At 52.9% G+C, this 25,703-nt stretch carries 26 protein-coding genes and 3 pseudogenes; 5 read left to right on the plus strand and 24 right to left on the minus strand.

Annotation, left to right across the window (positions count from 1 at the left end; genetic code table 11):
• The first annotated feature begins 47 nt into the window (after positions 1–47).
• Positions 48–497 (plus strand): hypothetical protein, encoded by a 450-nt coding sequence (locus BMX68_RS25335; protein ID WP_086009305.1) that lies wholly within the window; start codon positions 48–50, stop codon positions 495–497.
• A gap of 139 nt (positions 498–636) precedes the next feature.
• On the opposite strand, the gene BMX68_RS05130 is transcribed toward BMX68_RS25335, so the two are convergent.
• Positions 637–1,827 carry an MFS transporter gene (locus tag BMX68_RS05130; protein ID WP_017132286.1) on the minus strand — a complete coding sequence of 397 codons (1,191 nt, stop codon included), beginning with the start codon at positions 1,825–1,827 and terminating at the stop codon, positions 637–639.
• A gap of 108 nt (positions 1,828–1,935) precedes the next feature.
• On the opposite strand from BMX68_RS05130, the gene BMX68_RS05135 reads away from it, so the two are divergent.
• Complete coding sequence (locus tag BMX68_RS05135) at positions 1,936–2,856, plus strand: LysR family transcriptional regulator (protein WP_017132285.1); 921 nt, start codon at positions 1,936–1,938, stop codon at positions 2,854–2,856.
• A gap of 156 nt (positions 2,857–3,012) precedes the next feature.
• Here BMX68_RS05135 and BMX68_RS05140 read toward each other — a convergent pair whose 3' ends face one another.
• The gene (locus BMX68_RS05140; RefSeq protein WP_060783080.1) at positions 3,013–3,900 is read right to left on the minus strand and encodes a LysR family transcriptional regulator; all 888 of its coding nucleotides are present in this window, start codon (positions 3,898–3,900) and stop codon (positions 3,013–3,015) included.
• A gap of 156 nt (positions 3,901–4,056) precedes the next feature.
• On the opposite strand from BMX68_RS05140, the gene BMX68_RS05145 reads away from it, so the two are divergent.
• Positions 4,057–4,764, plus strand: coding sequence for an SDR family NAD(P)-dependent oxidoreductase (locus BMX68_RS05145; RefSeq protein WP_017132283.1), 708 nt, complete (start codon positions 4,057–4,059; stop codon positions 4,762–4,764).
• Between the two features lie 185 nt (positions 4,765–4,949).
• Here BMX68_RS05145 and BMX68_RS25085 read toward each other — a convergent pair.
• A pseudogene (locus BMX68_RS25085) lies at positions 4,950–5,428 on the minus strand (isocitrate lyase/phosphoenolpyruvate mutase family protein); the annotation flags it as partial.
• Positions 5,429–5,704: 276 nt separating this feature from the next.
• Between BMX68_RS25085 and BMX68_RS05155 the strand changes: the two are divergent.
• A complete protein-coding gene (locus BMX68_RS05155) occupies positions 5,705–5,965 on the plus strand; it encodes a DUF4238 domain-containing protein (RefSeq protein WP_176986731.1) in 261 nt (86 codons plus the stop codon).
• 802 nt (positions 5,966–6,767) lie between these two features.
• Positions 6,768–7,667: a LysR family transcriptional regulator gene (locus BMX68_RS05160; RefSeq protein ID WP_060783078.1), complete on the plus strand. Its 900-nt coding sequence runs from the start codon at positions 6,768–6,770 to the stop codon at positions 7,665–7,667.
• Here the strand turns inward: BMX68_RS05160 and BMX68_RS05165 are convergent.
• The 21 genes and pseudogenes from BMX68_RS05165 to BMX68_RS05265 form a co-directional block, all read right to left on the minus strand.
• Complete coding sequence (locus BMX68_RS05165) at positions 7,645–8,268, minus strand: LysE family translocator (protein ID WP_017132281.1); 624 nt, start codon at positions 8,266–8,268, stop codon at positions 7,645–7,647. The genes BMX68_RS05160 and BMX68_RS05165 overlap by 23 nt on opposite strands.
• 21 nt (positions 8,269–8,289) lie before the next feature.
• Complete coding sequence (locus BMX68_RS05170) at positions 8,290–8,910, minus strand: nitroreductase family protein (protein WP_017132280.1); 621 nt, start codon at positions 8,908–8,910, stop codon at positions 8,290–8,292.
• Positions 8,911–8,926: 16 nt separating this feature from the next.
• On the minus strand, positions 8,927–9,193 hold the full coding sequence (locus BMX68_RS26615) for a 2Fe-2S iron-sulfur cluster-binding protein (RefSeq protein ID WP_081503035.1): 267 nt from the start codon (positions 9,191–9,193) through the stop codon (positions 8,927–8,929).
• A 31-nt stretch (positions 9,194–9,224) separates the two neighbouring features.
• On the minus strand, positions 9,225–10,052 hold the full coding sequence (locus tag BMX68_RS05180) for an ATP-binding cassette domain-containing protein (RefSeq protein ID WP_060783077.1): 828 nt from the start codon (positions 10,050–10,052) through the stop codon (positions 9,225–9,227).
• An 11-nt stretch (positions 10,053–10,063) separates the two neighbouring features.
• On the minus strand, positions 10,064–11,029 hold the full coding sequence (locus tag BMX68_RS05185; protein WP_017132278.1) for an ABC transporter ATP-binding protein: 966 nt from the start codon (positions 11,027–11,029) through the stop codon (positions 10,064–10,066).
• Positions 11,026–11,877: an ABC transporter permease gene (locus tag BMX68_RS05190; protein WP_017132277.1), complete on the minus strand. Its 852-nt coding sequence runs from the start codon at positions 11,875–11,877 to the stop codon at positions 11,026–11,028. Before BMX68_RS05190 ends, BMX68_RS05185 begins: the two co-directional genes overlap by 4 nt.
• 1 nt (position 11,878) lies before the next feature.
• The gene (locus BMX68_RS05195) at positions 11,879–12,907 is read right to left on the minus strand and encodes an ABC transporter permease (protein WP_026013208.1); all 1,029 of its coding nucleotides are present in this window, start codon (positions 12,905–12,907) and stop codon (positions 11,879–11,881) included.
• The gene (locus BMX68_RS05200; protein WP_017132275.1) at positions 12,904–14,499 is read right to left on the minus strand and encodes an ABC transporter substrate-binding protein; all 1,596 of its coding nucleotides are present in this window, start codon (positions 14,497–14,499) and stop codon (positions 12,904–12,906) included. Before BMX68_RS05200 ends, BMX68_RS05195 begins: the two co-directional genes overlap by 4 nt.
• Positions 14,500–14,534: 35 nt before the next feature.
• A complete protein-coding gene (locus BMX68_RS05205) occupies positions 14,535–15,320 on the minus strand; it encodes a 2OG-Fe(II)-dependent halogenase WelO5 family protein (RefSeq protein WP_017132274.1) in 786 nt (261 codons plus the stop codon).
• Positions 15,321–15,362: 42 nt separating this feature from the next.
• Entirely contained in the window at positions 15,363–16,610 is a 1,248-nt protein-coding gene (locus tag BMX68_RS05210) for an MFS transporter (RefSeq protein ID WP_017132273.1), read from the minus strand.
• A complete protein-coding gene (locus tag BMX68_RS05215; protein ID WP_017132272.1) occupies positions 16,607–17,245 on the minus strand; it encodes an ATP-grasp domain-containing protein in 639 nt (212 codons plus the stop codon). Before BMX68_RS05215 ends, BMX68_RS05210 begins: the two co-directional genes overlap by 4 nt.
• Positions 17,242–17,862: an ATP-grasp domain-containing protein gene (locus BMX68_RS05220; RefSeq protein WP_017132271.1), complete on the minus strand. Its 621-nt coding sequence runs from the start codon at positions 17,860–17,862 to the stop codon at positions 17,242–17,244. Before BMX68_RS05220 ends, BMX68_RS05215 begins: the two co-directional genes overlap by 4 nt.
• Before the next feature lie 86 nt (positions 17,863–17,948).
• Positions 17,949–18,722 (minus strand): iron-containing redox enzyme family protein, encoded by a 774-nt coding sequence (locus tag BMX68_RS05225; RefSeq protein ID WP_017132270.1) that lies wholly within the window; start codon positions 18,720–18,722, stop codon positions 17,949–17,951.
• Positions 18,723–18,770: 48 nt separating this feature from the next.
• The gene (locus BMX68_RS05230; protein WP_017132269.1) at positions 18,771–19,184 is read right to left on the minus strand and encodes a DUF2000 domain-containing protein; all 414 of its coding nucleotides are present in this window, start codon (positions 19,182–19,184) and stop codon (positions 18,771–18,773) included.
• A gap of 164 nt (positions 19,185–19,348) precedes the next feature.
• A pseudogene (locus tag BMX68_RS05235) lies at positions 19,349–19,606 on the minus strand (transposase); the annotation flags it as partial.
• 28 nt (positions 19,607–19,634) lie between these two features.
• Positions 19,635–21,173 carry an IS3 family transposase gene (locus tag BMX68_RS05240; protein WP_017132267.1) on the minus strand — a complete coding sequence of 513 codons (1,539 nt, stop codon included), beginning with the start codon at positions 21,171–21,173 and terminating at the stop codon, positions 19,635–19,637.
• A 78-nt stretch (positions 21,174–21,251) separates the two neighbouring features.
• A complete protein-coding gene (locus BMX68_RS05245; RefSeq protein WP_017132266.1) occupies positions 21,252–21,560 on the minus strand; it encodes a hypothetical protein in 309 nt (102 codons plus the stop codon).
• Positions 21,561–21,580: 20 nt separating this feature from the next.
• Positions 21,581–22,120 carry a DUF8309 domain-containing protein gene (locus BMX68_RS05250; protein ID WP_017132265.1) on the minus strand — a complete coding sequence of 180 codons (540 nt, stop codon included), beginning with the start codon at positions 22,118–22,120 and terminating at the stop codon, positions 21,581–21,583.
• A 356-nt stretch (positions 22,121–22,476) separates the two neighbouring features.
• Positions 22,477–23,679: pseudogene (locus BMX68_RS25090) on the minus strand (RHS repeat-associated core domain-containing protein); the annotation flags it as partial.
• A 197-nt stretch (positions 23,680–23,876) separates the two neighbouring features.
• Positions 23,877–24,416 (minus strand): imm11 family protein, encoded by a 540-nt coding sequence (locus BMX68_RS05260; protein ID WP_060783071.1) that lies wholly within the window; start codon positions 24,414–24,416, stop codon positions 23,877–23,879.
• Positions 24,417–24,419: 3 nt separating this feature from the next.
• Positions 24,420–25,703, minus strand: a 1,284-nt coding sequence (locus BMX68_RS05265) for an RHS repeat-associated core domain-containing protein (protein ID WP_143063240.1), incomplete at its 5' end; no start/stop codon positions are given.

A 25,703-nucleotide genomic window follows, 5' to 3' on the forward strand; every position in this document is an offset into this window, starting at 1 on the left:
GGCGACTGCGCTAACCTCGTGGGCTTTCAAGCACAGAAATTGCCTTCATGACTTCTACCCAGTTTCTCTGCGTTGTATTGCTGTTTTCGCTTGCCGGATGCGATCAGTCAACAACTTCCAAGGACGTGCCGCCAAAAAGCACCCTGTCCGATCATACGTTCGACTCCCCGAACTCACCCTGGGTTAAAGCCAAAAAACGCAATGTCAGCTTTCGCGCCGTGGGTAATGAACCGGGTTGGTCGGTGGAGGTCGGTCGAGGCAAAACTCCAGCGCTGCATTTGGAAATGTACTACGGCGAGCAGAAAACCGATGTTGCGAAGACCGAAGTAACCCCTGAGGGCTTCTTCGGTAACGCCGCTGACGGTACCGAAATCCAGGTGCTGATCGACCGCAAAACCTGTATCGACGATATGAGTGGCCAGGAATTCGAAGCGAGCGTGCTACTCAAGGTCGGGGATCGAGACTACCGCGGGTGCGGGGTTTCCCTGTTGGACTGAAAGACATTCAGACAGATCCTTCGGATCGAGTATTCAGCACAACCATAACAAACAACTTTTCTCAGATCTTGGCCCACCCATTCCCCGTCACTCGGCGCCAGGGGTGCAACTGGACATCCACAAGCTGGAGTCGGGATGATTACCGGCGACGCATCATCATCAACGCGACGGCGACCGCCAGGGCGGCGATCAGGGTAGCGATGACGCCGATCGAACCCAGACCGTAGTGGCTGATACCGATACCGCCGAGGGTCGCGCCCAAGCCGATGCCTGCGTTGGCCGCAGAAACATTCATGGTGGCAGCCAGGGCTTGAGCTTGTGCACCTGCCTGCATGACCCGCACTTGGCACACAACGAAGAGAGCGGTATAGCCGATACCCCACACTACCAGTGCGACCACCAGCCAGATGTGATGAGGGGCAAGCGGTATCGCGGCAAGCATGCCGGCACCCGCCAGCACCAGAAAAAGCACCATGGCGGCCAACGGCTTACGGTCTACCATGCTGCCACCCAGATGGTTACCGAGCATGCCGATTGCGCCGAAACCCATCAGCCACCAGCCAACTTGGCCAGCAGGAATGTTACCCAGTCGCTCAAGGATATCGGCCAGGTAGGTGTAGGCGGTGAACAACGCGGTGAAGGTCAGGATCGACAACAGCAAATGGGCCAGGAAGCGCGGTTGGCGTAAAATCGCTGTCTGCTTCTGGTCGGGGTGCGAGCTGCCGGAGACCGGAAGCTTAGGCATCAGCAGATGCATCAGTACACCGATGAACAGGGCGACCACCGCCAGGATCCAGAAGCTTCCACGCCAGCCGACGAAGTCTGCGGCCAGGGTACCCAACGGCACGCCGAAGACCAGCGCCGCTGTAATGCCCAGGTACACTTGGCCAACAGCCTTACCCGATTGACCGGGCCCGGCAAGTTGCCCAGCGGTCTCACTGGCAGTCCCCCAAAATACCGGCAACGCCAGGGCAGGAATAAAGCGAGCCAATGCCAGCACCCAGATATTAGGGGAGACCGCCGCCAAAACATTGGAAGCGGCGAACACCATGAGTATCAAGGTGAAGAGTTTCTTACGCTCCACATGAGCCAGCTTAGCGGTGAGCACCGGCCCGAACAGCATCACCGTAAAGGCGAACAAGGTAACGACCTGGCCAGCCAAGGCGATAGAGATGTTCAGGCCTCGAGACAGCGCCGGCAACAGGCCGACAATCACGAATTCGGTAGTGACAATAATGAAGCCCGCGACCGCCATGATCAGGATCTGAAGCCCTGAACGTGACGTTTCAGCGGGGGACAGCGTGGCGTCTGCCACTGACGACGAATGCATGACACTTAACTCCACATAGGTTTTCACATAGCCTATTGGAGAAACTGTGTTTGATCTTGGCTGGTTTTTATCAACTGAGTGGAATTGAATTCATCAATCGGGGCAGCCATGTTTTCCTCTGAACGCCTTAAAGGCATCGATGTTTTCGTGATCGTTGCCGACCTGGGCAGCTTTACCGCGGCAGCCGGACGCCTGAACCTGAGCACCTCCGCCGTCAGCAAGAGCATCGCACGCCTGGAGAGACGGTTAGGCATCCGTTTGTTCCAGCGCACCACGCGCCGCCTGTCACTCACCGAAGCGGGAGATACGTTCTACCGTACCTGCACGACGGTGCTTTCGGATCTGGAAGAAGTCGAAATTGCCCTGACCTCGACTCAGACCGAGCCCCAAGGCAAGGTACGCATTGATTTGCCTGCGTCCTATGGGCGGTTGCACGTACTGCCGCTAGTTCTAGATTTCGTGAAGCAACACCCACGCCTATCGCCGCATGTGTCATTTTCGGATCGTTACGTCGACCCGGTACACGAGGGCATTGACATCGTTGTCAGGATTGGCGGTTCGGATGCATGGCCAACGTCTCTCGGACACCAATTTTTCGGCACGCAGAAACTTATTTTTTGCGCCTCGCCCGATTACCTCCGCCGTTACGGGTGGCCCCAGTCGGAATCGGATCTGGACGGCCACCTCTGTGTCGGCTATGGCCAGAACGACGGAATGGCGATTCCCTGGTATTTCAAAGGCCGTCAACCGGGTGATATGGAGCGCAGGATTATGCATCCGCACATTGCAGTAGCGGATGGAGAAGGAGAAGTGATGGCTGTCCTGGCCGGTCTGGGCATCGCCCAACTGCCTACATGGTTGGTTCAGACACATTTGAAAAGCGGCAGCCTGATGGAGGTTCTTCCCCACCTTTCCACCGAAGGTCTGCCCATGAATCTGGTATGGCTCAAGAGTCGCGAGGCGTTGCCCAAGGTCAATGCCCTGATAGCCTACCTCGGGGCAAATCTCACCCCTGCGGGGCGTCGCTGAATACTTCGTTCTTTAACGGCTTTGGGCGCCCAGGTTCTTCGGGCACTCCCGAGCCCGACCGACACTGCCGGCTCCCAGGGTCCAAAGCCGACACTCCTCTTGGAATACGGGCGAGCCTCGAAAACGGCCAAAGACCGTTTCGCGTGTCCCTGTCGGCTAATCGGCAAACAGCGCGCGCTCGCGTTCAAAGATGGATTGCAGGTAATCCGCAACCGTTCGGATGGGCGGATCTTTTCGGTCCTGTGGACGCATTAGGAGCCAGATATCCAGCTCAGGCGGCACGCTGTCCAGTCGACAGATTCGCAGGTTGGGCTCCTGACGCCCCAGATAGTGCGGCACAAGCGCCAGCCCCGCACCGGAACTCGCTGCCTTGGCCTGAGCGAGGTGGTTGTTGGTCCGAAAGGTGATACGTGCAGAAGGGAAATGTTGCGCAAGCCAGCGAGCTTCCCGAATGTCCGAATTTTCTTCATCGAAACTGATAAAGCTGGGCGCGCGCCCGCTTTCGACGGCCAGGCACACCTCATCGGTACCGTAATAACCGAAGGCCAGATGCCCCAACGGCTTGGCAATAAAGTGACCGTCCAGCGGACGACCCACTCGCACGGCGATATCCGCTTGATGCCGTTCAAGGCTGATTGAACGCAGGCCGGCTGCCAGGTCGATATCAAGGCCGGGGTACATCACCGGCAGTTTGGACAGATGCTCAATCAGGAACCCCTGGCTCAGGCCCGGCGGGGCGTTTACGCGAACCAGGCCTGTGAGCGGATCGTCGCTACCTCCACGACCCAGTGTCTGGGCGGCCGCCTCCATATGGCTGGCGGCATCCATTGTGCGAACCCCCGAAGGCGTCAGGACATAACCGTCGGATCGGCGCTCGACCAGCTTTTCGCCCAGCGTTGCTTCCAGAGATTGGATGCGACGCGCAACGGTTGCGTGATTGACCGAAAGTGCCCGAGCGGCCGCCGATAGGCTGCCGTGCCGACCTAGCGCGAGGAAGACCCTGACATCCTGCCAATCTACTTCTGTGCGTTTTTTATCAGTCATTGATAAAGAATAGCGGATTTTTAAGAATCGTAAATGACCCTAGTATCACTCCCAACCCAGCAAGCGATCGATCCTGGATGAAGCCTGATAGCGAGCAACAGCCGCGATGCTCCTCCAATGCCAGTAGGTCGGTCCACCCACCCGGAGAGCTAAAACATGAGCAGTGAACAAAAGGTCGTCATCGTCACCGGCGCGTCACAAGGCATAGGCGCCGCAATCGTTAAGGCATTTCGCACACTTGACTATCGCGTCGTTGCGACCTCGCGCACGATCAAGCCGTCAGATGATCCGAATATCGTGACCATTGCTGGCGATATCGGCGACCCCGCCACCGCGAAGCGCATTATGTCCGAAACCGTCGAACGCTTCGGCCGTGTGGACACACTGGTCAACAACGCCGGCATTTTTATCGGCAAGCCTTTCACCGAGAACACCCTCGAGGATTACGACGCCGTGATGAACGTCAATATGGCGGGCTTTTATCACATTACCCAATTGGCCCTTGCCGAAATGGAAAAGCAGGCGAGCGGCCATGTAGTGACTGTTACAGGCAGCATTGGAAATGGCAGCAGCGGTGGCTACACGGCGCTGGCGGCGTTGACCAAAGGCGGCCTGAATGCAGCCACTCGCGTATTGGCGATCGAATATGCCAAACATGGCGTCCGGGTGAACGCCGTTGCGCCGGGTATGATTAAGACGCCAATGCATTCCGAGGAACATCACGATTTGTTTGCCAGCTTCCATCCATTGGGCCGTATGGGCGAGACGGACGAAGTGGCCAATGCCATCGTATTCCTGGACTCCGCGGAGTTCATCACGGGAGAAGTCCTGCACGTCGACGGTGGTCGGCACGCCGGCCAGTAGGCGGGTGCGGGGCAGCGTTGCGGGTTGACCGCAAGAGAATCAGAGTATCGGCCCAAGTTCTGTGGGTCGTTACCCATCGGCGGTGCAGTTCAAAGCCATGAATAGCTGCCCGCCAATCCCTGGCTTCACCTCGACATGAAGACTGTCGAGCACCGGTGATACTGCCAGGGGATGCGGCGCCAGCATCACTCGGGTTGGCCGGCCATTAGCGCGTTGAGTTCGCCGTAGGTGTGCGCTTTCAAATCGTGAGTGTCGAGCTGACCGCTTTCCAGGAAGCCACGAATCCCCCCCCATGGCACCATACAAGAACTCAGCGATGGCCGAACCCACGCTCAAGCGCCGCACACCCATGCGCACCTCTTAAGGTAAACGTCGCAGCTCACGTTGACGAACAAGTTGCCCCCCGTTCGCGACTTTTCGGGCCGTGTCGATCTTGTGGATAAGCCGCTCTGGCGTCGCGATTCCATCCTCGATATTGATCCCGACCGCGCCGGCGTCGACGACGGTGGCGATGACTTTGGCGACTTGCCTGAGGTCGTGCGAATAGCCTCCTTCGATATCCACCGTCAGCGGCACGCTGAGCACCCGAGCCATCGAGCCATCGAGCCATCGAGCCGACCGTACTGCTCAACAGCTCGATGGGCAGCTTATCGCCATCTTGATGGGTTCTAGCGGCCTGTACGGTGAGTTCGTTAGCTCAAGCTCGGATGTCACACGTCCATGGCCAAGGCGCTGTGACCCGTCTAGCCGGGCTATGGCGAGCGGGCTGCCATTCGGCCCAAATGCCTCTGTGCGTGCAATGACTGAGCCGAGCCTATGTTAATGAAGTGTCAGTACCGATGCAAAACTGACCCACCGGGGATGCGGCGATTAATTCGCCCTGCTCGAAACCTTCGCCTGTGAAAGCCTTGCTTTTCTTGTGGTGGACAAGGGGACAGATGTGGAGGATAAAAAGAGCCAGTATTTCGTACCACAATATTATTTTAGGTTTTTCTCTAACGACAAAAAATTTATTCCTCTGCTACGATTAACAGATGGAAAAGTCGTCCCAGCCGCTTCCATTAGAGACCAAGCGTCGAAAAGCTATTTTTACGGCGACAAGAAAATAGAAGAAAGGATTAGCGAGTTAGAGAACTTATTTTTACCGGAATTAAAAAAGCTGAAAGACACCAAGTCTTTCGATCAGTTTTCCCTAGAATAAACAATCCTGGTGATACAGGGTATTGTGTTTCAGAGATCCAGAACGCTGGCCACTAGGCTTGACCAAGAATCAACAGATCAGGAATGGGCTAACATGATGTTATAAATCGCGATCAATACTAGTGAAAGCCTTTCGGAAGAGGATCGAGCGAGGATTAAAGAAAGTGTCGTGGCCATCCCAATTATGTCTGAAATTCAAAAAATTCAGATAATGGAGGCATTGAAAAATGCACAACTCTTAGCCGACCTCGGGTTGACATTACTAAAAAACAGAACTAACGATAATTTATATTGGCGATGCTCAAGTAATATATTTAAACTATTTCCAGAAGAACATAAAGGGTAGATGAGTGCTGGGCATGCGTAACTCCAGCCTTTAGATTTATTTTCCAATAAACCCCAGGACGGCAATTTTCCTTTACGACATCAATGTGTACAAACCTGTGTTCAACAAAATGCCACAGATTGATATCCGGCAAAAAGCCGATATTGATAGCCTGAATATGCTTCAAATTCATAGTTCAGCCACAAAAAATTTATACTTTTTCAACTTATGCTTTATCTTTTTCTAAGGCGTTAAGGACAAATTGGGGCTAGCATGCAGGCATGCTAAAAACTCTAGAACGCACAAGCTATTGTAACATACTGATATAGCTCGGCTTTCCTAGATATATAAGACCTAAGCTTGTCAAAAAACGACTTTTTTGACGAAAGCATTTCCTGAGCCTATCAGGAATGCTACGTTACTGATCGAAAGGACTCGTAGCCTTACCCTGGATGCCTCGTTGCTGAGTTGAATATAGATGATTGAAGATATACGCTATTTGATCGTGTTCGCGAAAATTGTAGAGGTAGGATCAATATCCGGCGGTGCTGAAGCACTGGGACTTGCAACAGCGACGGCGAGCCTACATCTCTCCAAATTAGAAAAAAACTTAGGCAGCGCACTGCTTTACCGTAATACTCGTAAGCTTTCGCTTACTCACGACGGAACTAAGCTTCTAGAAACAGCAAAATCCATGCTAGAGCTTTACGAAAAAGGTGTAATCGACTTCAAACAACGCTCCATTTCAACCAAAAATAATCTACGTATTTCTATCCCCGCCGTTTTCATAAACAGTGAGTTTACTAGACACATAGTAAATTTCATTGAAAAGTACCCTGATGTCTGTCTTAGCATTTCCTGCAACGACAGTCGCCACGACATAATTGCTGAGAGCATCGACGTTGCCTTCCGCATCGGCGAGCTACCTGATAGCTCATTGAAAGCGCGCCACCTGTTTGCATTGCCCCGCCAAGTAATTGCAGCCAAAAGTTTTTTAGCCGAAAGCGAGCCAGTTAAACACCCTCGCGATCTCGAATCGATGAAATGGATTGGCCTTACTATGCGACCAAACACAAGGTTGTTCCGGCATGTGGGGAGCGAAGAGGTAGCACAAATAAAGTATACGCCTCATCTTCGCGTGGACAGCGTGGAAGCCTCCTACCGATTTGCCCAACTCAAGGTCGGGCTCGCTGCTCCGCCGAATTTTCTAAGCTGCGAAGGCATTCAACGAAATGAGGTCGTTGTGGTACTTCCAGAGTGGATACTGGACCCCCTGAAAGTCTATGCTGTATGGCCGCCAAACATTACAACTAGCAGCATCGCATATACGCTCATTAATGACATATACGACTCGTTCAGCTCCCGTTCGCTGGAGTAGAGGCGAAGAACTGCAGGTAGAACATGTAAAAAGCGGTAGCAATTAACATACCGCCCATCGCCAAGTTGAATATACGAATGCGCATGGTACCGTTTAGCAGAACTGAAACCCGATCTCCCAGCACCGCCCAAGCGGCCAGCGATATGTAGCAGACTACAAAATAAATCGCCATAAAGGTTATCAGCGTGGTGTGCGTATGAGGGCTCGAGAAAAGTGCTGCGCCGGAAGCGCAGGCGACCCATGCTTTAGGGTTGAGCCATTGGAGCAGGAAGCCCTGCATGAAACTAGGGACATCGCCCTTCTCCACCACCAACTCAGGACGCGACGATGCAATCTTGTAGCCTACGTAGATAATGAAGACTGACCCGGCCACGCCTAAGTACTCAAAAAACACCGGGTAGCTCTCAATCACTCTGAGGAACCAAAACCCTACGAAAATCAGCAGCAACGTAAAGCCGATTGTCGCCCCAGAGACGAACGGAAAAGTCCTCCAGAAGCCGTGGTTCGCCCCGGAGGCGATTATCACCATATTCACCGGGCCAGGGGAGATGGACATACTCAGCGAAAACATGCTCATCGTTAAAATTAGCGCAAACTCCATTTTATGTTCTCCGTAGCGTGGTCAGAATCGAGGAAACCCAAGTTCGACAGCCTCAGCTAAATAAGCCGGGGTGACCAACTCTTCAACCGAGATGAAATGGTCGGCGTATGCCGCACGCGCCATCGACCTAGGCGTATGGGCAGTTTCGGCATTCTTACCGAAGCCCAGGAATGCAGTAATTATGGTATCGGGGTTGAGGGAAAGTTTTTCGTGTAATCTCATGTTATAGGCCCACTCTCCTGTCTTCCAGTAGCATTTGTGGCCTTGCCCTTCGGCCGCGATGATCATGTTCTGAATCGCCGCGCCTGCGGATAGCACTTGCTCTACCTCCGGCACCGTGCAAGAGCGATTAATTTCTAGCAAGCAGATTACAATATGCGGAGCAAAGCCGAGCTTGCGCCGAACCTGCTCGACCTGGTTCTCTCGCAGGTCCGCGGAGGTTTCCGGCAGGCTGGAGACGATCAACCAAGTCAAGACCTCCTTGTGCTCAGGATGACATACAATATAACGCCAAGGTCTGAGCCGTTTGTGATCTGGCGCGGTTAATGCGCAAGACAGAATACTTCGCAACTCGTCGCGGTCTATCTCGCCGCCGATCAGCGGCTGGGAGCGACGTCCGAGAATACTGTGAAAATTGATCATTGAGAGTCCTTACAGGTTAGTCAACCACGACGGAAGCGTCGCTGGTAAGAAGGGAGCAGCAGGACAAGACGTAGCCGTTCTCAAGAATATGCCGCTCCGGATGCAATCCACCTACCTCGAGCCGTACCTTGCAAGATCCACAGCGTCCGCGCCAGCAAGCGCTCCGGATCTGAAGCCCCATAGCCTCGATATTCTCCAGCAGAGTTCTTTGTGGGTCGCACACTCCGTTGAAGCGTACTTGTAACGTCATATACCCGAGTGGAGGTGTCAGAGTCTTGCTCATGCGATACCTCTAATCTGCAGAGACGAAGCTTCTACGTACGGAAAAGCTCCTGCTCTTCAGGTTCAGAACGTACTGATCGGACAACGAATGAGGCCCCTACCAGCGCTTGGGTGTAAGTGTGTGTGGGGCGATCAATAACATCTTCGACTGGTCCAACCTCAACCAACTGGCCAGAACGCATAACCGCGACTGTGTCAGCGATGTGTCGGACGACGGCAAGATCGTGTGAAATGAACAAATAAGTCAACCTCATACGTTCCTGCAATTCCAATAGCAGGTTGACGATCTGCGCTTGTATCGAGACGTCCAACGCGGAAAGCGGCTCGTCCAGCACTAAAATCTCGGGCCTCGCCGCTAGCGCCCTGGCTATGGAGACCCGCTGCCGTTGACCACCGCTCAAATGGTCTGGATAGGCGTTCAGATATGCTGCAGGCAGCCCCACCGACGCCAAAGCCTCCTCCGCGGCTTCGCGGAGGTCAGCGCGCGTACGTTTCAAACCCAAGTTAGCCACTCCGGCGCTGACTATCTCCCATACACGCCCGCGCCCGTTCAGCGAACCGTATGGGTCCTGAAATACCATCTGTACCCTACGATAGAAATCACCCGTGGCGATTTCAGCGATGTCACAGGCCACGCCTCCTTGATCCAAACAAATCCGTCCAGAGCTGGGCGATTCGAGTTTCATCAGCAGACGTACTAGGGTGGATTTTCCGCTGCCGGACTCGCCGACGATCGCCAGCGTCTCACCACGCCTCACTTGCAACGAAACTTCGCTCACGGCTTTTACCGCCTCTGCGGCGGAAGCAGTTTCGAAAGTTTTAGTTACCCCCTCGAACAACAAGACATTTCGGTTAGGCACTTTGCTTCTCCTCATTGATTGCAACGGACCATAACGTTCGTAGTACCGTGGGGACGACGAAGCGTTTGTTCCGCACCGCATTGCTCTCTAACCGATGAGCAGCGACTGGCAAAACGGCAACCGATTGTTTCGCTGTCAAGAGAAGGAACTTGCCCACCAATCGCAGGAAGGAGAGTTTTGCGCGCTCTGCCCACGTAGCCAGGCTGAGACGAAATCAGGCCCCGAGTGTAGGGATGCCTAGGTTGCTCCAGCAACTCGTTCGCAGGGCCATGTTCGACCAGTTCACCGGCGTACATGACCTGGACGTGATCGGCATAGGCACTAACCAAACCAATATCATGGGATACCAGCATCATGGCCATGCCTTTTTCATCCCGAAGACGCAAGAGCAGATCCATGATCTGCCACTGGGTAGTGGAGTCAAGCGCGGTAGTCGGTTCGTCGGCAATTAGGAGCGCTGGCTTTAGCGCTAGCGCCATAGCGATCATCACCCGCTGTGCCATCCCGCCAGAGAGCTCGTGCGGATAGGCCTCGGCGCGCGCCGCTGGACGCAGAATGCCGACTTGGTCAAGAAGCGCCAGCAACGTCTCGCGAACTGTAGCCCGAGAAGCTTCCTGATCGGCCAGCCACAAGGCCTCCGCCAACTGCGTGCCTATCGTCATTACCGGGTTCAAAGAACCCATCGGATTCTGGAAGATCATCGCCGCGCAACGTCCGCGTACTTTCCTCCAGTCGCCAGCTCCTGACAGTGCGAGTAGATTTCGGCCGCACAAATCGAGGCGCTCGGCCGATACTTCAGCCCCTGCCGGCAATAGTCCCATTAGTGCGAGATTGGTCAGGCTTTTGCCGCATCCGGACTCACCTACAATGCCCAGGGTCTCGCCTGCGGCGACGGTGAAACTGAGATCGCGAACCACGTTGCGCATCTGACCTGCCAGTGGCAGGCGAATGCAAAGCTTCTCCACCGAAACGATCATCGTCTGCCCCCCAACCGAGGATCAAGGAGATCCTGCAATGCATCGCCAAGCAGGTTGAAACTGATCACAGTCAGGAAGATACACAGCCCAGGGAATAACATTAGTTGAGGTTCGGAAGCAATGAAGGCGCACGAGTCGGCCAACATTGCGCCCCACTCTGCGGTGGGCGGCTGTGCACCAAGCCCCAGGAAACCGAGGGCGGCAATCTCCAAGATCGCGTCGCTGAACCCCAGTGAGGCCTGGACGATTATCGCCCCCCAACAGTTGGGCAACACCTCACTCCAGATAATTCGTTGCGTCGATGCGCCACAAGTTCGTGCGGCCGAGATGTACTGCTTCTGCATTTCCGCAAGCGCTACCGCACGAACGATCCTTACGAAACGAGGCATGGAGACAAGGGCCACGGCGAACATCGCATTAACTAGCCCAGGTCCAAGTACCGCAACTATTACGATTGCTAGCAAGATGCTAGGCAACGACATAATCACATCGACGAGGCGCGTAATAGCCCGATCAACCGCACCGCCAAAGCAGGCGGCGTAGAGACCAAGCAGCGCACCGACAGTGCAGGAAATAAATACCACCACTACGCCGATAGCCAACGAACTGCGCGCACCATAGACCAGCCGTGCAAGCTGATCGCGCCCCAGGTCGTCGGTACCTAGAACGCCGCCATTGCCGCCCAGCCAGTTCGGGGCTGAAAGTAGGTCGTCGCTCATCTCATAGGGTTCTAGCCCAAACAGAACCGGACCGAACAGGCAGAACGCAATAATCATTAAGATCGTCAGCAGACCAAGGGATCCAGAACTATTTAGAGAAAAGGGAAACAATGGCAAGACATTGCGCATCTCAGCTCCTCATTTTCGGATTGGCCATGCGATAGAGCCGGTCAACTGCCCGGTTTGTCACGATCACTAACACCCCTATTAACAGGATGCAGCCTTGGATTACTGGATAATCACGGGCGTTAACGCTACTGACAACGTAGTTGCCGATACCTGGCCACCCGAAGATAGACTCGGTAAGAATGGCGCCCGCTATGGCAGCACTGACGAAGAACAGACCGCCTACTGTGATGATCGGCAGCAAAGCATTCTTCAACGCATGCTTCCAGATAACCTGCCGCTCGGCCAATCCCTTGGCGCGCGCGGTTCGGATATAGTCTTCGCCGAGAACGTAAAGCATGCTGCTGCGAGTGATCCTAGCGAACACCGCCAACGGTACCGCCGCCATGGTTAAAGACGGCAAAATGAGGTGATGCAACGCGCTGAAGAACGCAGCCAGGCCATAGGCCCGAAAAACATCGGGGAATACAGTGTCGATTAACAGGAAGCCGCTCCTAACGGGAACCTCATACTCGATTCCAAGACGACCGGATACAGGGGTCCAGCCTAGCAAGACTGAAACCAATAGGATGAGCACCAAGCCCAGCCAGAAAATCGGCATCGAATAGCCGACCAGAGAAACCATTGTTACCAATCGATCAAACCAAGTGTCGTGCTTGACAGCGGCGAGTACTCCCGCTGGCACACCGACTATGAGAGCAACCGCTATCGCTGCGAAACCCAGTTCCATAGTCGCTGGCCACCTCGATAAGATTTCGGAAAGCACCGTGCGACCGCTGACCACGGATGTGCCCAAGTCGCCAAGCAACGCGTTCCCCATGAAGTGCAAATACTGCAGCGGCAGCGCCTCATCGAGTCCGAGGCGCTCGACCATCTGTCTGTACTGAGCTTGGTCTGCGCCGCGTTCGCCAATCATCAGTAGGACCGGATCACCGGGCGCAAAGCGGATCACGAAGAAAGCGATTAGGCTGATGCCGAATAGAGTGGGTAACACTCCGAATAGCCCTTGGGCACGAGCCATCCACCACCTCATTGATCACGCAACGACAGCAGGGAGAAGTAATCCATGTCAAATGGATTCATCTTATATCCTGCCAGCTTCGGACTTAGCACCCTGTACACCTTCGAGTGTGCGATAGGGATTACCGGTACGTCCTGGCTCAATAGTCCTAACGCCCGCTGATAGAGGCTAGCGCGCAACACTTGGTCCGACTCGACACGTGCCTGGCTGATCAACCGATCAAACTCTGCTGAGCAGTAGCGCGAGTTGTTTGAACCGCGGGTGACCGAATCACAACTTAACAGGGTATAGAGGAAGTTGTCGGGATCGCCATTATCTCCGGACCAGCCTAACTGGACCATCTGGTGCTCACCGCGTTTCACCTTGTCCAGATAGGTACCCCAATCGAAGGTCGCAAGCTCCACCCGGATACCCACACGGGCTAGGTCTGCCTGCATCATCTCTCCCATTTTGCGCCCATTAGGATTGTAAGGACGGCTAACGGGCAAGGTCCATAGCGTGGTCTTGAACCCATCGGGATAGCCAGCTTCGGCCAATAGCTTACGCGCCAAAGCGGAATCATAATTATAAGTGGAGACGTTGCGGGTATATGACCATAGGCTGGACGGATAGGGATTAATAGCAACTTCACCGGTCCCTTGATAAACAGCATTGATGTAGTTCTGTTTATTCAGCGCATGGGCAATTGCACGCCTCACCTTTACATCGTTAAACGGCGCCTTTTCTACATTCATCGCCAGGTAGCCGACATTCATTCCCTCAGCCTCATCGAGAACTAGGCGTTTGTCCTTGCGTATTGCGTCAAGGTCGGCCGGTGCCGGCGAAACAGCGATTTGACAGTCACCAGTCTTCATCTTCTGAAGACGAACACTAGGATCGGGAGTGATCGCAAACACCAGATTTTCGATCTTAGCTGGCACTCCCCAATAGCCAGGGTGCGAGGCGAAACGCAGGACACTGTCCTTCTGGTAACTACGATAAAGATAAGGACCTGTGCCGATCGGCAACTGGTCTATCTTATCAGGTGTACCGTGCGCCATTAACTGCTCACCGTACTCAGCAGAGAGAATCGACATGAATGGCATAGCCATGTCTGCCAGGAAAGGCGCCTCCGGCTGGTTAAGAACAATTCGTAGACGATGCTCGTCAAGCTTTTCAACCCGAGCAATCAACTTATCCATACCCATGCCCTGAAAGTACTGATAACTTCCGCCGCCAACGCGGTGGTAGGGATGGCTGGAGTCGAATTGGCGGTTGATCGAGAAAAGCACGTCGTCTGCCGTCAGCTCCCGCGTCGGCGTGAAATAATCCGTCTTCTGAAACTTAACCCCGCGGCGCAGGGTGAATTCATAGACCTTGCGATCCTCGGAAATGGTCCAGCTTTCCGCTAGCGAGGGGACGACATTGGTAGTGCCAGATTCGAAATCGACGAGACGATCGTAGATAGTGGTAGCAGTCGCGTTGCGCGCTGTACCAGACAGAGTGCGCTGCGGGTTTAGTGCCTCTGGACTGCCCTCAGAACAGTAAACCAGCGTCTGCGCGGCTAGCGCTGGCAGTGAAAGCAATCCTGCTATACCGAGGGCCATACGCCTGAATAATCTCATTTTCTTGCCTCCATTACTCGAACCGTAAGAAGCCTTCACGACCACAACCCCAATGAACCATCTGCCTTTATGCCGATGAAGGATGTCTGTGAGACACGATGACCACCACTGCTGTTGCCTAGGATTTCGTGGAAGTTCTGGGTGTTGAAAATAATCAGGTCGCCCACTGTAGGTATAAGGCTTATGCGGTCCTTGCCCTCCAGCACCTCGTAAGGAAAGTAGTAGTCCCCAGCAACCTTCATCGGCTCGTTCTGAGACGTATGAATGGTGTCGTAAATGACGAGCTCGCCTCCGCTGTCCAACTGCGAATAATAGAGATTCCAGGTCATCTGCCGGCTAATCTCAGTCACCGCCCAAGGCTTTAGTATGTGAGTAGGGGCATGATCGACGTGAAGTTTCCCGTGCCCGCGAAAGCTACGGAAAGCACCAGCAAAGTAGCGACCGAAACCGGGCTCTTCGAATATCGCAGCCGGGCGGCCACTTCTTTGAGTGAGCGTCTCGGTGACCATCTTGACCGGATCAATGCTCAGTTTCTCGTAGATGTTGTCGATCACCAATTGGGCTTGTTGCTTTTTTCCAAAATAGACGTCTTTCTGATCGTTCGCCCACTGGTTATGGCAAAGCCCAATGTGATTAACGGGAATCTCTTTAAGGTGGTCGTAGGTGTCAAAACTTAAGGCCACAAGACTCCTCGCGACTTCCTTGCACAATTCAACGGGTAGAAATTCTTTGACAATGATTCCTGGGATCTTAAAATCGAGAAGAAGGTTCATGTTCTCCTCATTCAGCTCGCACAACTCAGACGTAATCCAGTTACCCATTTTTGACGTTCCTTCTTGGTTGTTCGGTTAGAACATTCTGTATTAGTCCTGGACAGGAACAGCTGCAACACTCTGTTCTGGTCGCAGTAAAAGTACGACACACGATAAATAAGCGAACATCAGCAACGCGATGAGGTAAAAATAATTATTACCGAAGAAATCCAATACCAAGCCAAGCAGCGTCGAAAGGAGACTGGCAAACAAGCAACCTAAAGCGAATGAGATGCCGAAGACAGAACCCAGTCGGCTGGCAGGGGCGAAGGCTACGGTACCGGCATAGCCCATCATCCAGAGAAATTCGAAGACCACGATCATCAACGAAAAGCATACTGCGCTAAGTAACGGAGTAGGTGCGCTAACAACGCCGATGTATAACGCAGCAGCGAGCGCTGAGCAGCCTACTGCCAACATCCTAGAGTTGTAAAAAGAGCACTCAAAGAGCCTGAACCTTTTACAAAATAGACTGAATGACCACGAGCCGATTACAATGCCGATGCTTGCCAGCACGTACGATACGGATACTGCTGATACATCAAATCCAAAACGAGACACAGGGAAAATCGGCTGCAGTACGCTGTAGGTACCCTGGAAGAAAGTTGCTGTCAAAGGCATCAATGCAGCGCAAAGGAGTAGACAAGGATCATTGGACAGAGCTTGACGATACTCCCGAAAACGAGCGGCCAAAGAACTATTAGAAACAGCATCTGCCCTGACTAGTTCGGATATTGAGCGAGTTAGCCATATAAGCCCGGCGGAAAGCACGAAAGTAAACGCATCGATCAGCACAACTATTTTGAGGTCGATATAGCTAGCGAAAAAAACTCCCGCCATTGCCGCTAGACCGATGCCTACATGATAGCTGGACTGCAGAAAGGACGCATAGTGAGTTGCCTTTTCTTTAGGAAAAAAAACTCGCGTTGCGATAGTTTTGTTGATGCGGTTAATTTGGTCTACCACGCCACGGATCAGCAGAACCAACACAATAGCCAAATAGTTTTGCCCATCAGCGATGAAAAATATTGGGAGTGTCAGCGCGGCTGATAGCAGATCGAGGAGATACCAGCGTACCCGTGGATCAAGCCCGTGCTCCCAATCACTCCGGAAGAGCACTACCAGGAAGGCAGGCAGCCATTGCAGCGACACGAATAGCGAGGTCAACAGGGCTGAACCAGTCTGTTTATAGACGGCCAGCGCTAAGACGATGTGCAACAGTACCGAACCAGCCGAAGACAATGTAAACGCCGCGCTGCCTAGTAGCAGATTGAGGCGCCCCCGATTGAGCCCGATCATGCCGTTTCCTGCTGTTTTATGGCGGTGCGCTGAGAGGCGAAGTCGATCACTTGGGCCGCGTTGCTCTTGGCCTCTTGCTGATCACGGCCGACGCACATGACCTGCAAGATCCAGCTGTAGTTGGAATGCGTACCGTCGATGCTGTCACCCACCTCATGGTGCAGCCAGACCTCGCGTACAGATGGGAAATTGTGTTTTATCGACTCAACCGAAGGCAGGCTAGCTATCACACCCTCTAATTCACTGACTAGGCATTTCCAAGCCGCGCCTTGGTGCGGCTCATAAAGTGGGCGCTGAGATATCAGACTACCTAAACAGAGTTCGATGCAGTCGCCAACGATTGAGTGGCCGCTGGCTAAGTCCAGCATGATGGAGTGTCCGCTGCCGCCGACTCGAGTGTTCACTTCGACCAAATGGGGGCCGTCGGCGGTGACTATAATCTCGATGTGACTCGGCCCGAAGTTATAACCGATTGCGTCCAGCGCCGAGCACGCTTTAGATTGAATCTCGCGCAAATTTTCGTTAAGTAAAGGGAAGGATGCACCTATCTCAACGCTGCCGTGCACGACATCACGGTCAGATATGCCAACTAATTGATGCTCGCCCGCTGACGTCGTAAGCATCTCCACACTCACCAAGTCACCAAGTCACCAGAAAGAAACTCCTCGCCAACAAAGGCCGTGGAAATCCAGTCTTCGGAAATCGTGCTAAGTCGAGCGACTACTGACTCAATATCGGACTTACTGGCGCATAATATCGCGCCAATGCTGGAGTGCCCTTGTACCGGCTTTAGGAAGCAGGGAAATGTCATGGACTCACCAAGCAAGCGTAACTCTTCGACTGTTTCGATACGCACTGCCTTGACGCTATCCACACCTCTCTCTTGCAGAACTTGGCGAAATCGGTGCTTGTCCTGCGCTATAGCAATAGCTTCTGGATCGGCCCCGCGAAGACCAAGATGTGCGCACAACTTGGCTGTGACTGCAGTACGTATCTCTGCAAAGGTCAACAAAGCATCAATTTGGCCTATCTGTTTCTCAATAGCAGCGCGTACTTGTTCGAAGTCGTTGGAGTCGTCTACTGAGACTATCGCATCCGCCAAATCAAGCTTGTATAGAACAGACGCAGGGAACCACTTCCGAAAGCGCTCGACACTATCCGTCACTAATACAGAGCGGTAGCCCGCCTCGTTGCAGTAGCGAATAGCATCCAATCCGCTGAAGTTTGTTTCGATGAAAACGACGGTCTTCATATTGGAGATCTCCGGCGTGAGAGCGGTCAATCAACCGGATTAAGTATCCGGTTGATTGATGCATTACAGCGGGTGTAGGGACGAGGTCAGGCGCAGGAACGCGAATTCGCTTCGAGATTTACCAAGCACGCGCACTGATCCCAGAAACGATGCCAGAAATCGATGCCTTGGTCGAAAGACACGCGAAACTCTTCGCGAGCTCTTTCGGTCTTGCAAAAGCGCAGGAAGTTCGCAATAGAGTGACGGATGTGCTCCGCCTCATCGGCACGGTGTATCTTGAAAAACGGCGTAGCGGCCAACGCTAACTCGCTCGCCTCGTCATAGCAAAGGCTCTGAAACAAAGCCTCAATATTCTCTTCTGCGAAGATCTCAAAACTCAGCAGAAGACCGACAATTCCGTACTGGCTCTTTGTGCCAACCAGCGTCTCGTCCAATACCTTGAGAATCTCCTTGATCGAAGATGGAGACGAACTTGACGCGAGCCTTATGCCTGCCTTATCTAAGGCTTCCAAGAACAACTTCGAATGAATATAGTTCTTGTCATTACCACCCAGCTCATCATAGGCGATCTGGATCAGATGATGCTGCCGCTCAGGGTCGTCAGTCTGCGCCACCGCTTTAGTGATAAAGGTCGGCACATATCGAGTGAAATCGTACCAAGCGGCAGCCATTGTCTCTGCCGCCATAAGCGAGCGATGGACATTCAATATCGCTTGAATATTGGTAAACACATTGCGCTTTTCTGCTTCTGTCATGAAGTACTTGGTCCAGAAAATCACTTCCGGATGATCATGCGCATAGGTGCTCTCCGGAATTAAGTAACGCGGATGGGCCACTATATCATTATGGTTCTCATTCATATTGCATCTCCGTTGCAGATAGTAGGCTGATGACGTAGAGCATTTAGCTCAGCGTAGAAGGCCCAGGTTGCCAGTAAGTTTTGTTACCAACTTCTTGTTACCGATGATCCCAAGTCCTTGGTACTGAATTGCGTCATCTGGCCCATGTGCTAGGACTTCGGCATACTCCTCGTAAGAGCGAGTTGTACGAGTTGCACTGATGAGATCAACGACCATTAGCTCCGGCTCTAACTCGCGCAGCTGTTCCCGCATTTCCTTGAGTAGCTCTGGCGAGCCTTTTAGGATCGGCAATGCGATCGTAGTGATGCCACCGTGTACATGTCCCTGCCAGTCAATAAGGCTTCCGCCCACCATCTGCGGGTAAAGCTTTCCAAAGCTGGCAGCGATAACTGCGGCAGTATTAGCGATGACCCCAAGTGGCAACGTTTCGTCGATGATAATGACGCACTTTTTATCGAGCATGCATTTTCCTCACGAAATCGTATCGATTTTTATCGTCGGGATCGTATTTGAGCCGCCGACAGTTCAGAACTCTACAGGGGAAAGCGCCGCAGATTAATGGGGTATTATTTAAAGATACTTTTGATTTTTACTTATACGTACATGTACCAATGAGCCGGGCGGATCCTGGATTTTTGGGCAATCCGGGTTTCCAGCTCCCGGATTTTCTGCTGCTCGGGCGTCAGGGCTTTGCTCTGAGGGGTTACGCCATTACGTTCCTGCTGAAGCTGATGGACCCAGCGACGCAGCGCAGACTCGACAACGCCCAGCGAGCGGGAGGCGTCAATGTGGCTATAGCCTTGATCGAGCACGAGACCTGCGGCCTCGCGGTTGAATTCAGCGAAAAAGGTACGGCTGTTATCGCTGATGCAGAATTGACCCATCGGGGATGCAGACAAAAACTTGGACTAGTTATGCCGCGAAGCCCAGGCTCTCATGATACTCAACGGGACTGAGAGCGCCGAGGGAAATCTTAATGCGTTTCTCGTTGTACCAGCGGATGTATGAGTCAAGGGCTTGAATGAACTGCTCGATGCTCGTTGACTGCCAGTTGCGAGGATAGAACAGCTCCGTTTTCAGCCGGCCGAAGAAGCCTTCACAAGCCGCGTTATCAGGTGAGCAGCCCTTGCGCGACATCGACCGAATCAGCTTCGCATCAGCGATGCGAGATAACCAGCCGGGCCAGCGGTAGTGCGCGCCACGATCGGAGTGAACCACAGGCCGTTTATCGATGCCGGCCACCGTTTCGACAGCGGCATCCAGCATCGTGTTCACGAGCTCGGCGTCGGGACGCGTGCCGATCGACCAACTGATAACCTTCCCATCGAAGCAGTCGATGACTGGAGACAGGTACACCTTGCCGGCCGGGATCTGGAACTCCGAGATGTCAGTCAGCCATTTCTCATTCGGAGCAACAGCTGTGAAGTCCCGGTTGACGAGATCTTCCGGCGCGGGACTGATCTCCCCGAGGTAGGAACCGTATCGACGCCGTTTTGGCTTGGCGACGACCAGGCACTCCTGCTTCATCAAACGCTGCACCACCTTCTCTGACAAACGCACGCGCTGCCGGCTCAGCGAAGCCCTCATCCGTCGGTAGCCATAGCAGCGATGATTGCGCTCGAAGATGTCTGCCATGGCACGACGCACTTCGGTGTATTTTTCCGCCACCTGCATTCGGGCTCGATGGTAGAAATAGGAACTTCGGGCCAAGCCCAGCGCTTCAAGCAACTCTGACAAGGAGTATGTCTGCCTCAGGGCATCAGCCAGCAATGTCTTCTCCCGGTTGGTCAGTATCTGCTGGTGGATGCCCGTATCTTTTTTTATGAGTTCATTCGCCTTCATCAACAGGTCGTGTTCAAGCTGCAGACGGCGCACGTCGAGCCTGAGAGATTCGAGTTGTCGTTCCAACTCTTCTCGCTCCGATGACGATGGGGCGTCTAGTCGGCGTTTCATGGATGCAGATACCTCTGGGCCGAGTAGCTGGTTTTTCCAGTTGTACAAGGTCGGCCTACATACGCCTAGTTTTTCAGCCAGGGCTTTCGCACTTTCTTTTCGCGTGCACAGCGCGATGACCGCTGCATGCTTCATCGCTGGCGGGCGGGCCAACCCGTCAGATCGGCCAACGACACGCGTATGCAACTCGGGGTGCAATTCGTAAATCCAGGCACGCAACGAATCCCGTGCCGGGTAGCCCAGCGCCGTGACGGTAGCGGCGATGCTGCGACCGTGTTCGAGATAGTACTCGACAGCCTTTTCCCTTTGGGCCAATGAGTACTTCGACTTCGAGGTCTTGTAGCCACGCGCCAGGTCGAGGCATCGCTCATACTCTGCATGCCAGCTCTTTAAAGAGTTCTTCGTCGGGTAGCCCAGCTGACGAATCGTCACCCCGATGCGTTTACCCACTTTTATGTAGAGTTCGACCGCTCGGATGCGGTCTTCGTATGAATACATGAACTACCTCCAGGTAGTCCAAGTTTTCCGCCGCATCCCCAGCTTAGCTATTTAATCAAAAATACACAACTCACCCGACTACCAATCACCACGCCACTCCTCAGCAAACTCACTTTCTCGAGTCAAACCTACCAATTCGCCCAGTCGATAAATAACATCCAACAATGACTCCCGCTCCACTGTTTCAATGTCTTCCTCGAAAGAGTTTAGCCTGACTATGCAGCGTTTAAACATGGGGAGTGCGCCTTTGCCGAAGCTTGAGCATGGCAAAGCTTCAAGATTTCGTACCAACTCCGATATTACCGGCCTAATCCTCTTCAGGACCTCCTCGTCCCCATCCAGCAGATCTAGCTGTCGATGTAAAGCAGCTGCGTCTATAGCGTCCATGGGAAATCTCCTTGAAATGCTCAACGTGACGGTTGCGGCGGTTTGATATCAGAAAACAGAAACACCTTGGTCTCATCCCAGTTAACACCAGTTTCATAATAAACCTTTAATCTGTTTAAAACTCTTTCAGGGCTTCCAGCCATCCCACATGACTCATAGTCATAAATTAACTGTAAATCCTTATCTATTGTTAGCGAGGACTGCACCGTCTCAGCACCAATATTAGTATATCCATCAGCAAGGTCAATCAAGTTGGCTCCATTATTGCCGGACGCACCAAAAACCGGAGACAACATCCGCCTTCTTATTGGACGACTGTTAACTACAACATCACTAGACATCTGCCCCGAAAATATACCTTTGAGGTTTTTTGTAGATACAAAAATACAAAAAATTATTTTCTCTTTGTTTAAATCTACCTCGCCCCAATTTTCATTACTTCTGAACACATCAAAGAACTCCATCAGATAATTTATTCTCATCTGCGCAAGCGTGAACAAATTGTCGCCGACCTTAACACTGAGAACCTGGTTCTCTTCCCACTTTAAACTTTTCAACATGCTACTCCTTTGGTACCACTAGATTTAGCCCCACCTGCTCTATTCTCATCAGCCGCGGCAAGGTATCTATCTCTATTGGGATTGTTCTTGCCTACTGGGTTCTGCTTATTCGAAGTGCCTTCCAAGCCATTCTTATCTTCAAATATCCGTTGTTCTAGGCCACGAGCAGTATCTTTTCCAGACTGCCCATCCCCAACGAAGATTGGAACCGGGTCATAATCAAAATGTGCAGTGCTGGAATATATATATTCCAATACATCTTGAGCAGCATGTCCTAAACCTGGCTTGCTCGCATAGCCGATGTAAGGCTTACCATTTTTTATCCCCTCGTAGGTAATGTGGGTAGCGTTCGCAGGATTACCGGCCCACCCTAGTGGATCGAGCCACCCCAAAGGATTTACGGCATATTGGTACAGGTTGGCACCGCCGAGAATACTTATCGGATCCTGCGTAATAAACCGCCCAACCTGCGGATCGTAATACCGAAAAGTATTGTAGTGCAGCCCCGTTTCGTCGTCGAAGTACTGCCCCTGAAACCTCAGGTTCTGCTCAACCTCGTTCACCGCCAGCGTTTCGATGGAACCCCACGCCTTGTACGTCGCCTGCCAGACGATCTGGCCCTCGACATCGGTCATTTCCAACGGCGTACCAATCTGGTCAATATGGAAGTAGTAAAGCTTCTGCTCTTCCCCTTCGCTTTGATCAACGCGGGCCAACGGCGCATAGCTGCCCGGCTCGTAGATGTACAGGCTGCTTTGTTGCGGGCTTTCCTCGCGCAGCATCCTCAGGCCTTGCCAGAGGAAATTCTTGTGCTCGGTTTTGCCGTCTTTTATTGAGGTCTTGCCGATCCGTCGACCAAGGCCGTCGTAGCGATACGTGCCGATACTTTCAAGCTTGCTGTTAACCAGCGTCTCGGCTTTGACCAGGCGGTTTTCGCAGTCGTAACTGAAGGTCTGCAGGGTGGTCAGGCCGATGCGTTTCTCGATCAGGTTGCCCCATGGGTCGTAGCTGTATTCCTGATCGCGCCATTGCTTGATGCGGTTGTCTTTGACGTGGTCGAACTGGCTGGTGTTGAAGTTCAAACGGTTGGCTGCGGCGTCGTAGCGAAATTCTTCGCTGTCGACGAGTTGGCCGGTGTCGCGGCTGTGCAGTTGGCCGTTGGCTTCATATTCATATTTGATTTCGCCGCGCAGTTTGTCGAGGGTGCGGGTCAGTTCGCCGGCCGGGTCGTATTGGTAGCGGCGATGGATCGGGTTGTAGGCGTGTTCCACCAGCAGGCTGGTGTTGATGCCGGGGTTGTGCACTCCGGAGAGTTTGTCCATCTGCAGGTTGGAGGCGAACTGCCACGTCTTGCGGTCCATGGCGTCGTAACCAAAACAACTGGTGAGCTTGCCCTGGGTGCGATAGACCTCGCGGTGCAGGTCGTCGCGTTCCATGTCGCTGATTAACTGCCCGTCGAGGTTCAACTGGTGCAGGTGACCGCTGCAGTAATACAGGTGATTGAGGTGCTGGCCTGTAGGCAGCGTCAGCGTGGTCAGGTTGCTGAGCGGATCGTAGTCGCAGGCCTGGGCGCGGTTCGTTAAGCTCCGCGGCTATAAATTGCTCGCATACCGAGCAAAGACAAAATGGCAAGGTGGTTGAGCCAAAAATTGGCAACCACCGCACCCTCTAAATTATTAAAGAACGCTGGCTTACGTTAATGCTGCCAGTATTAAGGATTGGCTGATGCGAAAAATCTTAAGCGCCTCCAACATCCTTAAATACCACACTCCACCTCCCGAAACTTGAGTCCTTTGAGTCCTTTGGATTCAACAGAATCTTTAAACAACTGATTAACAAACAAGCTCTGCGGGCTTTCAGCGATACGAAATATAGCTTCAGTGCAATCTGCAGAGAGTTTCAGAACCGGTTTGTAAACAACGTATCCGTTTGGCCCCTTATCGTAATCAGATTTTTCGTAGTCAAAAGCATTTTTCAAAACTGTTGACACGAAAATTGCAACATCATCAGTACGAGGGCTAGATATTCTCAAGCACGGAAGGTCCTGTAAAAAAATCAGTTCATCATAAGCCCTCTTCGACAAAATCAGAACGGGCCTAAAATACGTATAAAAATCTGACGAGGCTTTCTTTTTTTTATCATCAGAATTGTATACAACAGAATACAATTCGCTTTCAGGATCTAAGCTAGCTTCTCTAAAAGCAAGTTCCGTGGCAAATTCCTGCAAGCTTTCAACTTGCTCGCCATCAACCAAAGTTTTGTATTTGTCATCTTGAGTTATAGTATAGATTTTCATATCTCACCCAAATAGCCCGGACCATTGGGCGTCACGAAGACTGGCCAGCAATGTACTCCGAACTTTATCAATAGTTTTCAATACCATCGGTTTCCCACCAGCCTTGTCGGCGTTTACTATCAGCTCGTTCACACTTTCAAAGTATGAGTTTGGATGCTTACCGTTGTGCAATATACCGGGAAGAGCAGGATCAATATTATTTCGATTGGGTAAGAAAACCCCGTTAACTGCATCATCCACATTGATATCATGCTTCGCTAGTACCTTCCTTGCAGGGTTTGCGAGTTTAGATGTATCCCCGACTATATGGTGAGCGGCTGAATTTGCGGGACGAGGGGTTCCGGCTTTTGTCATATTACTGCTTAAAGCCTTTGAACAGAGGCCTAGTGGGTCGACCCAACCGACAGCACTAGGAGCATATCTATAAAGATTATCCCCGCCCGCCAATCCAATCGGATCCTGCGTAATAAACCGCCCAACCTGCGGATCGTAGTACCGGAAAGTATTGTAGTGCAGCCCCGTTTCCTCGTCGAAATACTGCCCCTGGAACCGCAGGTTCTGCTCAACCTCATTCACCGCCAGCGTTTCGATGGATCCCCACGCCTTGTACGTCGCCTGCCAGACGATCTGGCCCTCGACGTCGGTCATTTCCAACGGCGTACCAATCTGGTCGGTGTGGAAGTAGTAGAGCTTTTGCTCCTGGCCTTCGCTGTGATCAACGCGGGCTAACGGCGCATAGCTGCCGGGTTCGTAGATGTACAGGCTGCTTTGTTGTGGGCTTTCCTCGCGGAGCATCCTCAGGCCCTGCCAGAGGAAGTTTTTGTGCTGGGTGTTGCCGTCGACTGTTGAGGTCTTGCCGACCCGTCGACCCAAGCTGTCGTAGCGATACGTGCCGACACTTCCAAGCTTGCTGTTAACCAGCGTCTCCGCTTTGACGAGGCGGTTTTCGCAGTCGTAGCTGAAGGTCTGCAGCGTGGTCAGGCCGATGCGCTTTTCGACCAGATTGCCCCACGCATCGTAGCTGTATTCCTGATCGCGCCACTGTTTGATGCGGTTGTCTTTGACGTGGTCGAACTGACTGGTGCTGAAGTTCAGGCGGTTGGCCGCAGCGTCGTAGCGGAACTCTTCGCTGTCGACCAGTTGGCCGGTGTCGCGGCTGTGCAACTGGCCGTTGGCTTCGTATTCGTATTTAATTTCGCCGCGCAGTTTGTCGAGGGTGCGGGTCAGTTCGCCGGCCGGGTCGTATTGATAACGGCGGTGGATCGGGTTGTAGGCGTGCTCGACCAA

It is taken from the genome of Pseudomonas agarici (genome assembly GCF_900109755.1).
Classification (GTDB): Bacteria; Pseudomonadota; Gammaproteobacteria; order Pseudomonadales; family Pseudomonadaceae; genus Aquipseudomonas; species Aquipseudomonas agarici.

Excerpts from the sequence above, each read along its gene's own strand:
- BMX68_RS05170 (WP_017132280.1), bottom strand. The coding sequence starts at position 8,910 with ATGATCAATTTTCACAGTATTCTCGGACGTCGCTCCCAGCCGCTGATC.
- BMX68_RS26615 (WP_081503035.1), bottom strand. The coding sequence starts at position 9,193 with ATGAGCAAGACTCTGACACCTCCACTCGGGTATATGACGTTACAAGTA.
- BMX68_RS05260 (WP_060783071.1), bottom strand. The coding sequence starts at position 24,416 with ATGAAAATCTATACTATAACTCAAGATGACAAATACAAAACTTTGGTT.
- BMX68_RS05210 (WP_017132273.1), bottom strand. The coding sequence starts at position 16,610 with ATGATCGGGCTCAATCGGGGGCGCCTCAATCTGCTACTAGGCAGCGCG.
- BMX68_RS05205 (WP_017132274.1), bottom strand. The coding sequence starts at position 15,320 with ATGGGTAACTGGATTACGTCTGAGTTGTGCGAGCTGAATGAGGAGAAC.
- BMX68_RS05160 (WP_060783078.1), top strand. The coding sequence starts at position 6,768 with ATGATTGAAGATATACGCTATTTGATCGTGTTCGCGAAAATTGTAGAG.
- BMX68_RS05225 (WP_017132270.1), bottom strand. The coding sequence starts at position 18,722 with ATGAATGAGAACCATAATGATATAGTGGCCCATCCGCGTTACTTAATT.
- BMX68_RS05220 (WP_017132271.1), bottom strand. The coding sequence starts at position 17,862 with ATGAAGACCGTCGTTTTCATCGAAACAAACTTCAGCGGATTGGATGCT.
- BMX68_RS05165 (WP_017132281.1), bottom strand. The coding sequence starts at position 8,268 with ATGGAGTTTGCGCTAATTTTAACGATGAGCATGTTTTCGCTGAGTATG.
- BMX68_RS05130 (WP_017132286.1), bottom strand. The coding sequence starts at position 1,827 with ATGCATTCGTCGTCAGTGGCAGACGCCACGCTGTCCCCCGCTGAAACG.
- BMX68_RS05185 (WP_017132278.1), bottom strand. The coding sequence starts at position 11,029 with ATGATCGTTTCGGTGGAGAAGCTTTGCATTCGCCTGCCACTGGCAGGT.
- BMX68_RS05250 (WP_017132265.1), bottom strand. The coding sequence starts at position 22,120 with ATGTTGAAAAGTTTAAAGTGGGAAGAGAACCAGGTTCTCAGTGTTAAG.
- BMX68_RS05240 (WP_017132267.1), bottom strand. The coding sequence starts at position 21,173 with ATGTATTCATACGAAGACCGCATCCGAGCGGTCGAACTCTACATAAAA.
- BMX68_RS25335 (WP_086009305.1), top strand. The coding sequence starts at position 48 with ATGACTTCTACCCAGTTTCTCTGCGTTGTATTGCTGTTTTCGCTTGCC.
- BMX68_RS05200 (WP_017132275.1), bottom strand. The coding sequence starts at position 14,499 with ATGAGATTATTCAGGCGTATGGCCCTCGGTATAGCAGGATTGCTTTCA.
- BMX68_RS05145 (WP_017132283.1), top strand. The coding sequence starts at position 4,057 with ATGAGCAGTGAACAAAAGGTCGTCATCGTCACCGGCGCGTCACAAGGC.
- BMX68_RS05140 (WP_060783080.1), bottom strand. The coding sequence starts at position 3,900 with ATGACTGATAAAAAACGCACAGAAGTAGATTGGCAGGATGTCAGGGTC.
- BMX68_RS05135 (WP_017132285.1), top strand. The coding sequence starts at position 1,936 with ATGTTTTCCTCTGAACGCCTTAAAGGCATCGATGTTTTCGTGATCGTT.
- BMX68_RS05245 (WP_017132266.1), bottom strand. The coding sequence starts at position 21,560 with ATGGACGCTATAGACGCAGCTGCTTTACATCGACAGCTAGATCTGCTG.
- BMX68_RS05195 (WP_026013208.1), bottom strand. The coding sequence starts at position 12,907 with ATGAGGTGGTGGATGGCTCGTGCCCAAGGGCTATTCGGAGTGTTACCC.
- BMX68_RS05230 (WP_017132269.1), bottom strand. The coding sequence starts at position 19,184 with ATGCTCGATAAAAAGTGCGTCATTATCATCGACGAAACGTTGCCACTT.
- BMX68_RS05190 (WP_017132277.1), bottom strand. The coding sequence starts at position 11,877 with ATGCGCAATGTCTTGCCATTGTTTCCCTTTTCTCTAAATAGTTCTGGA.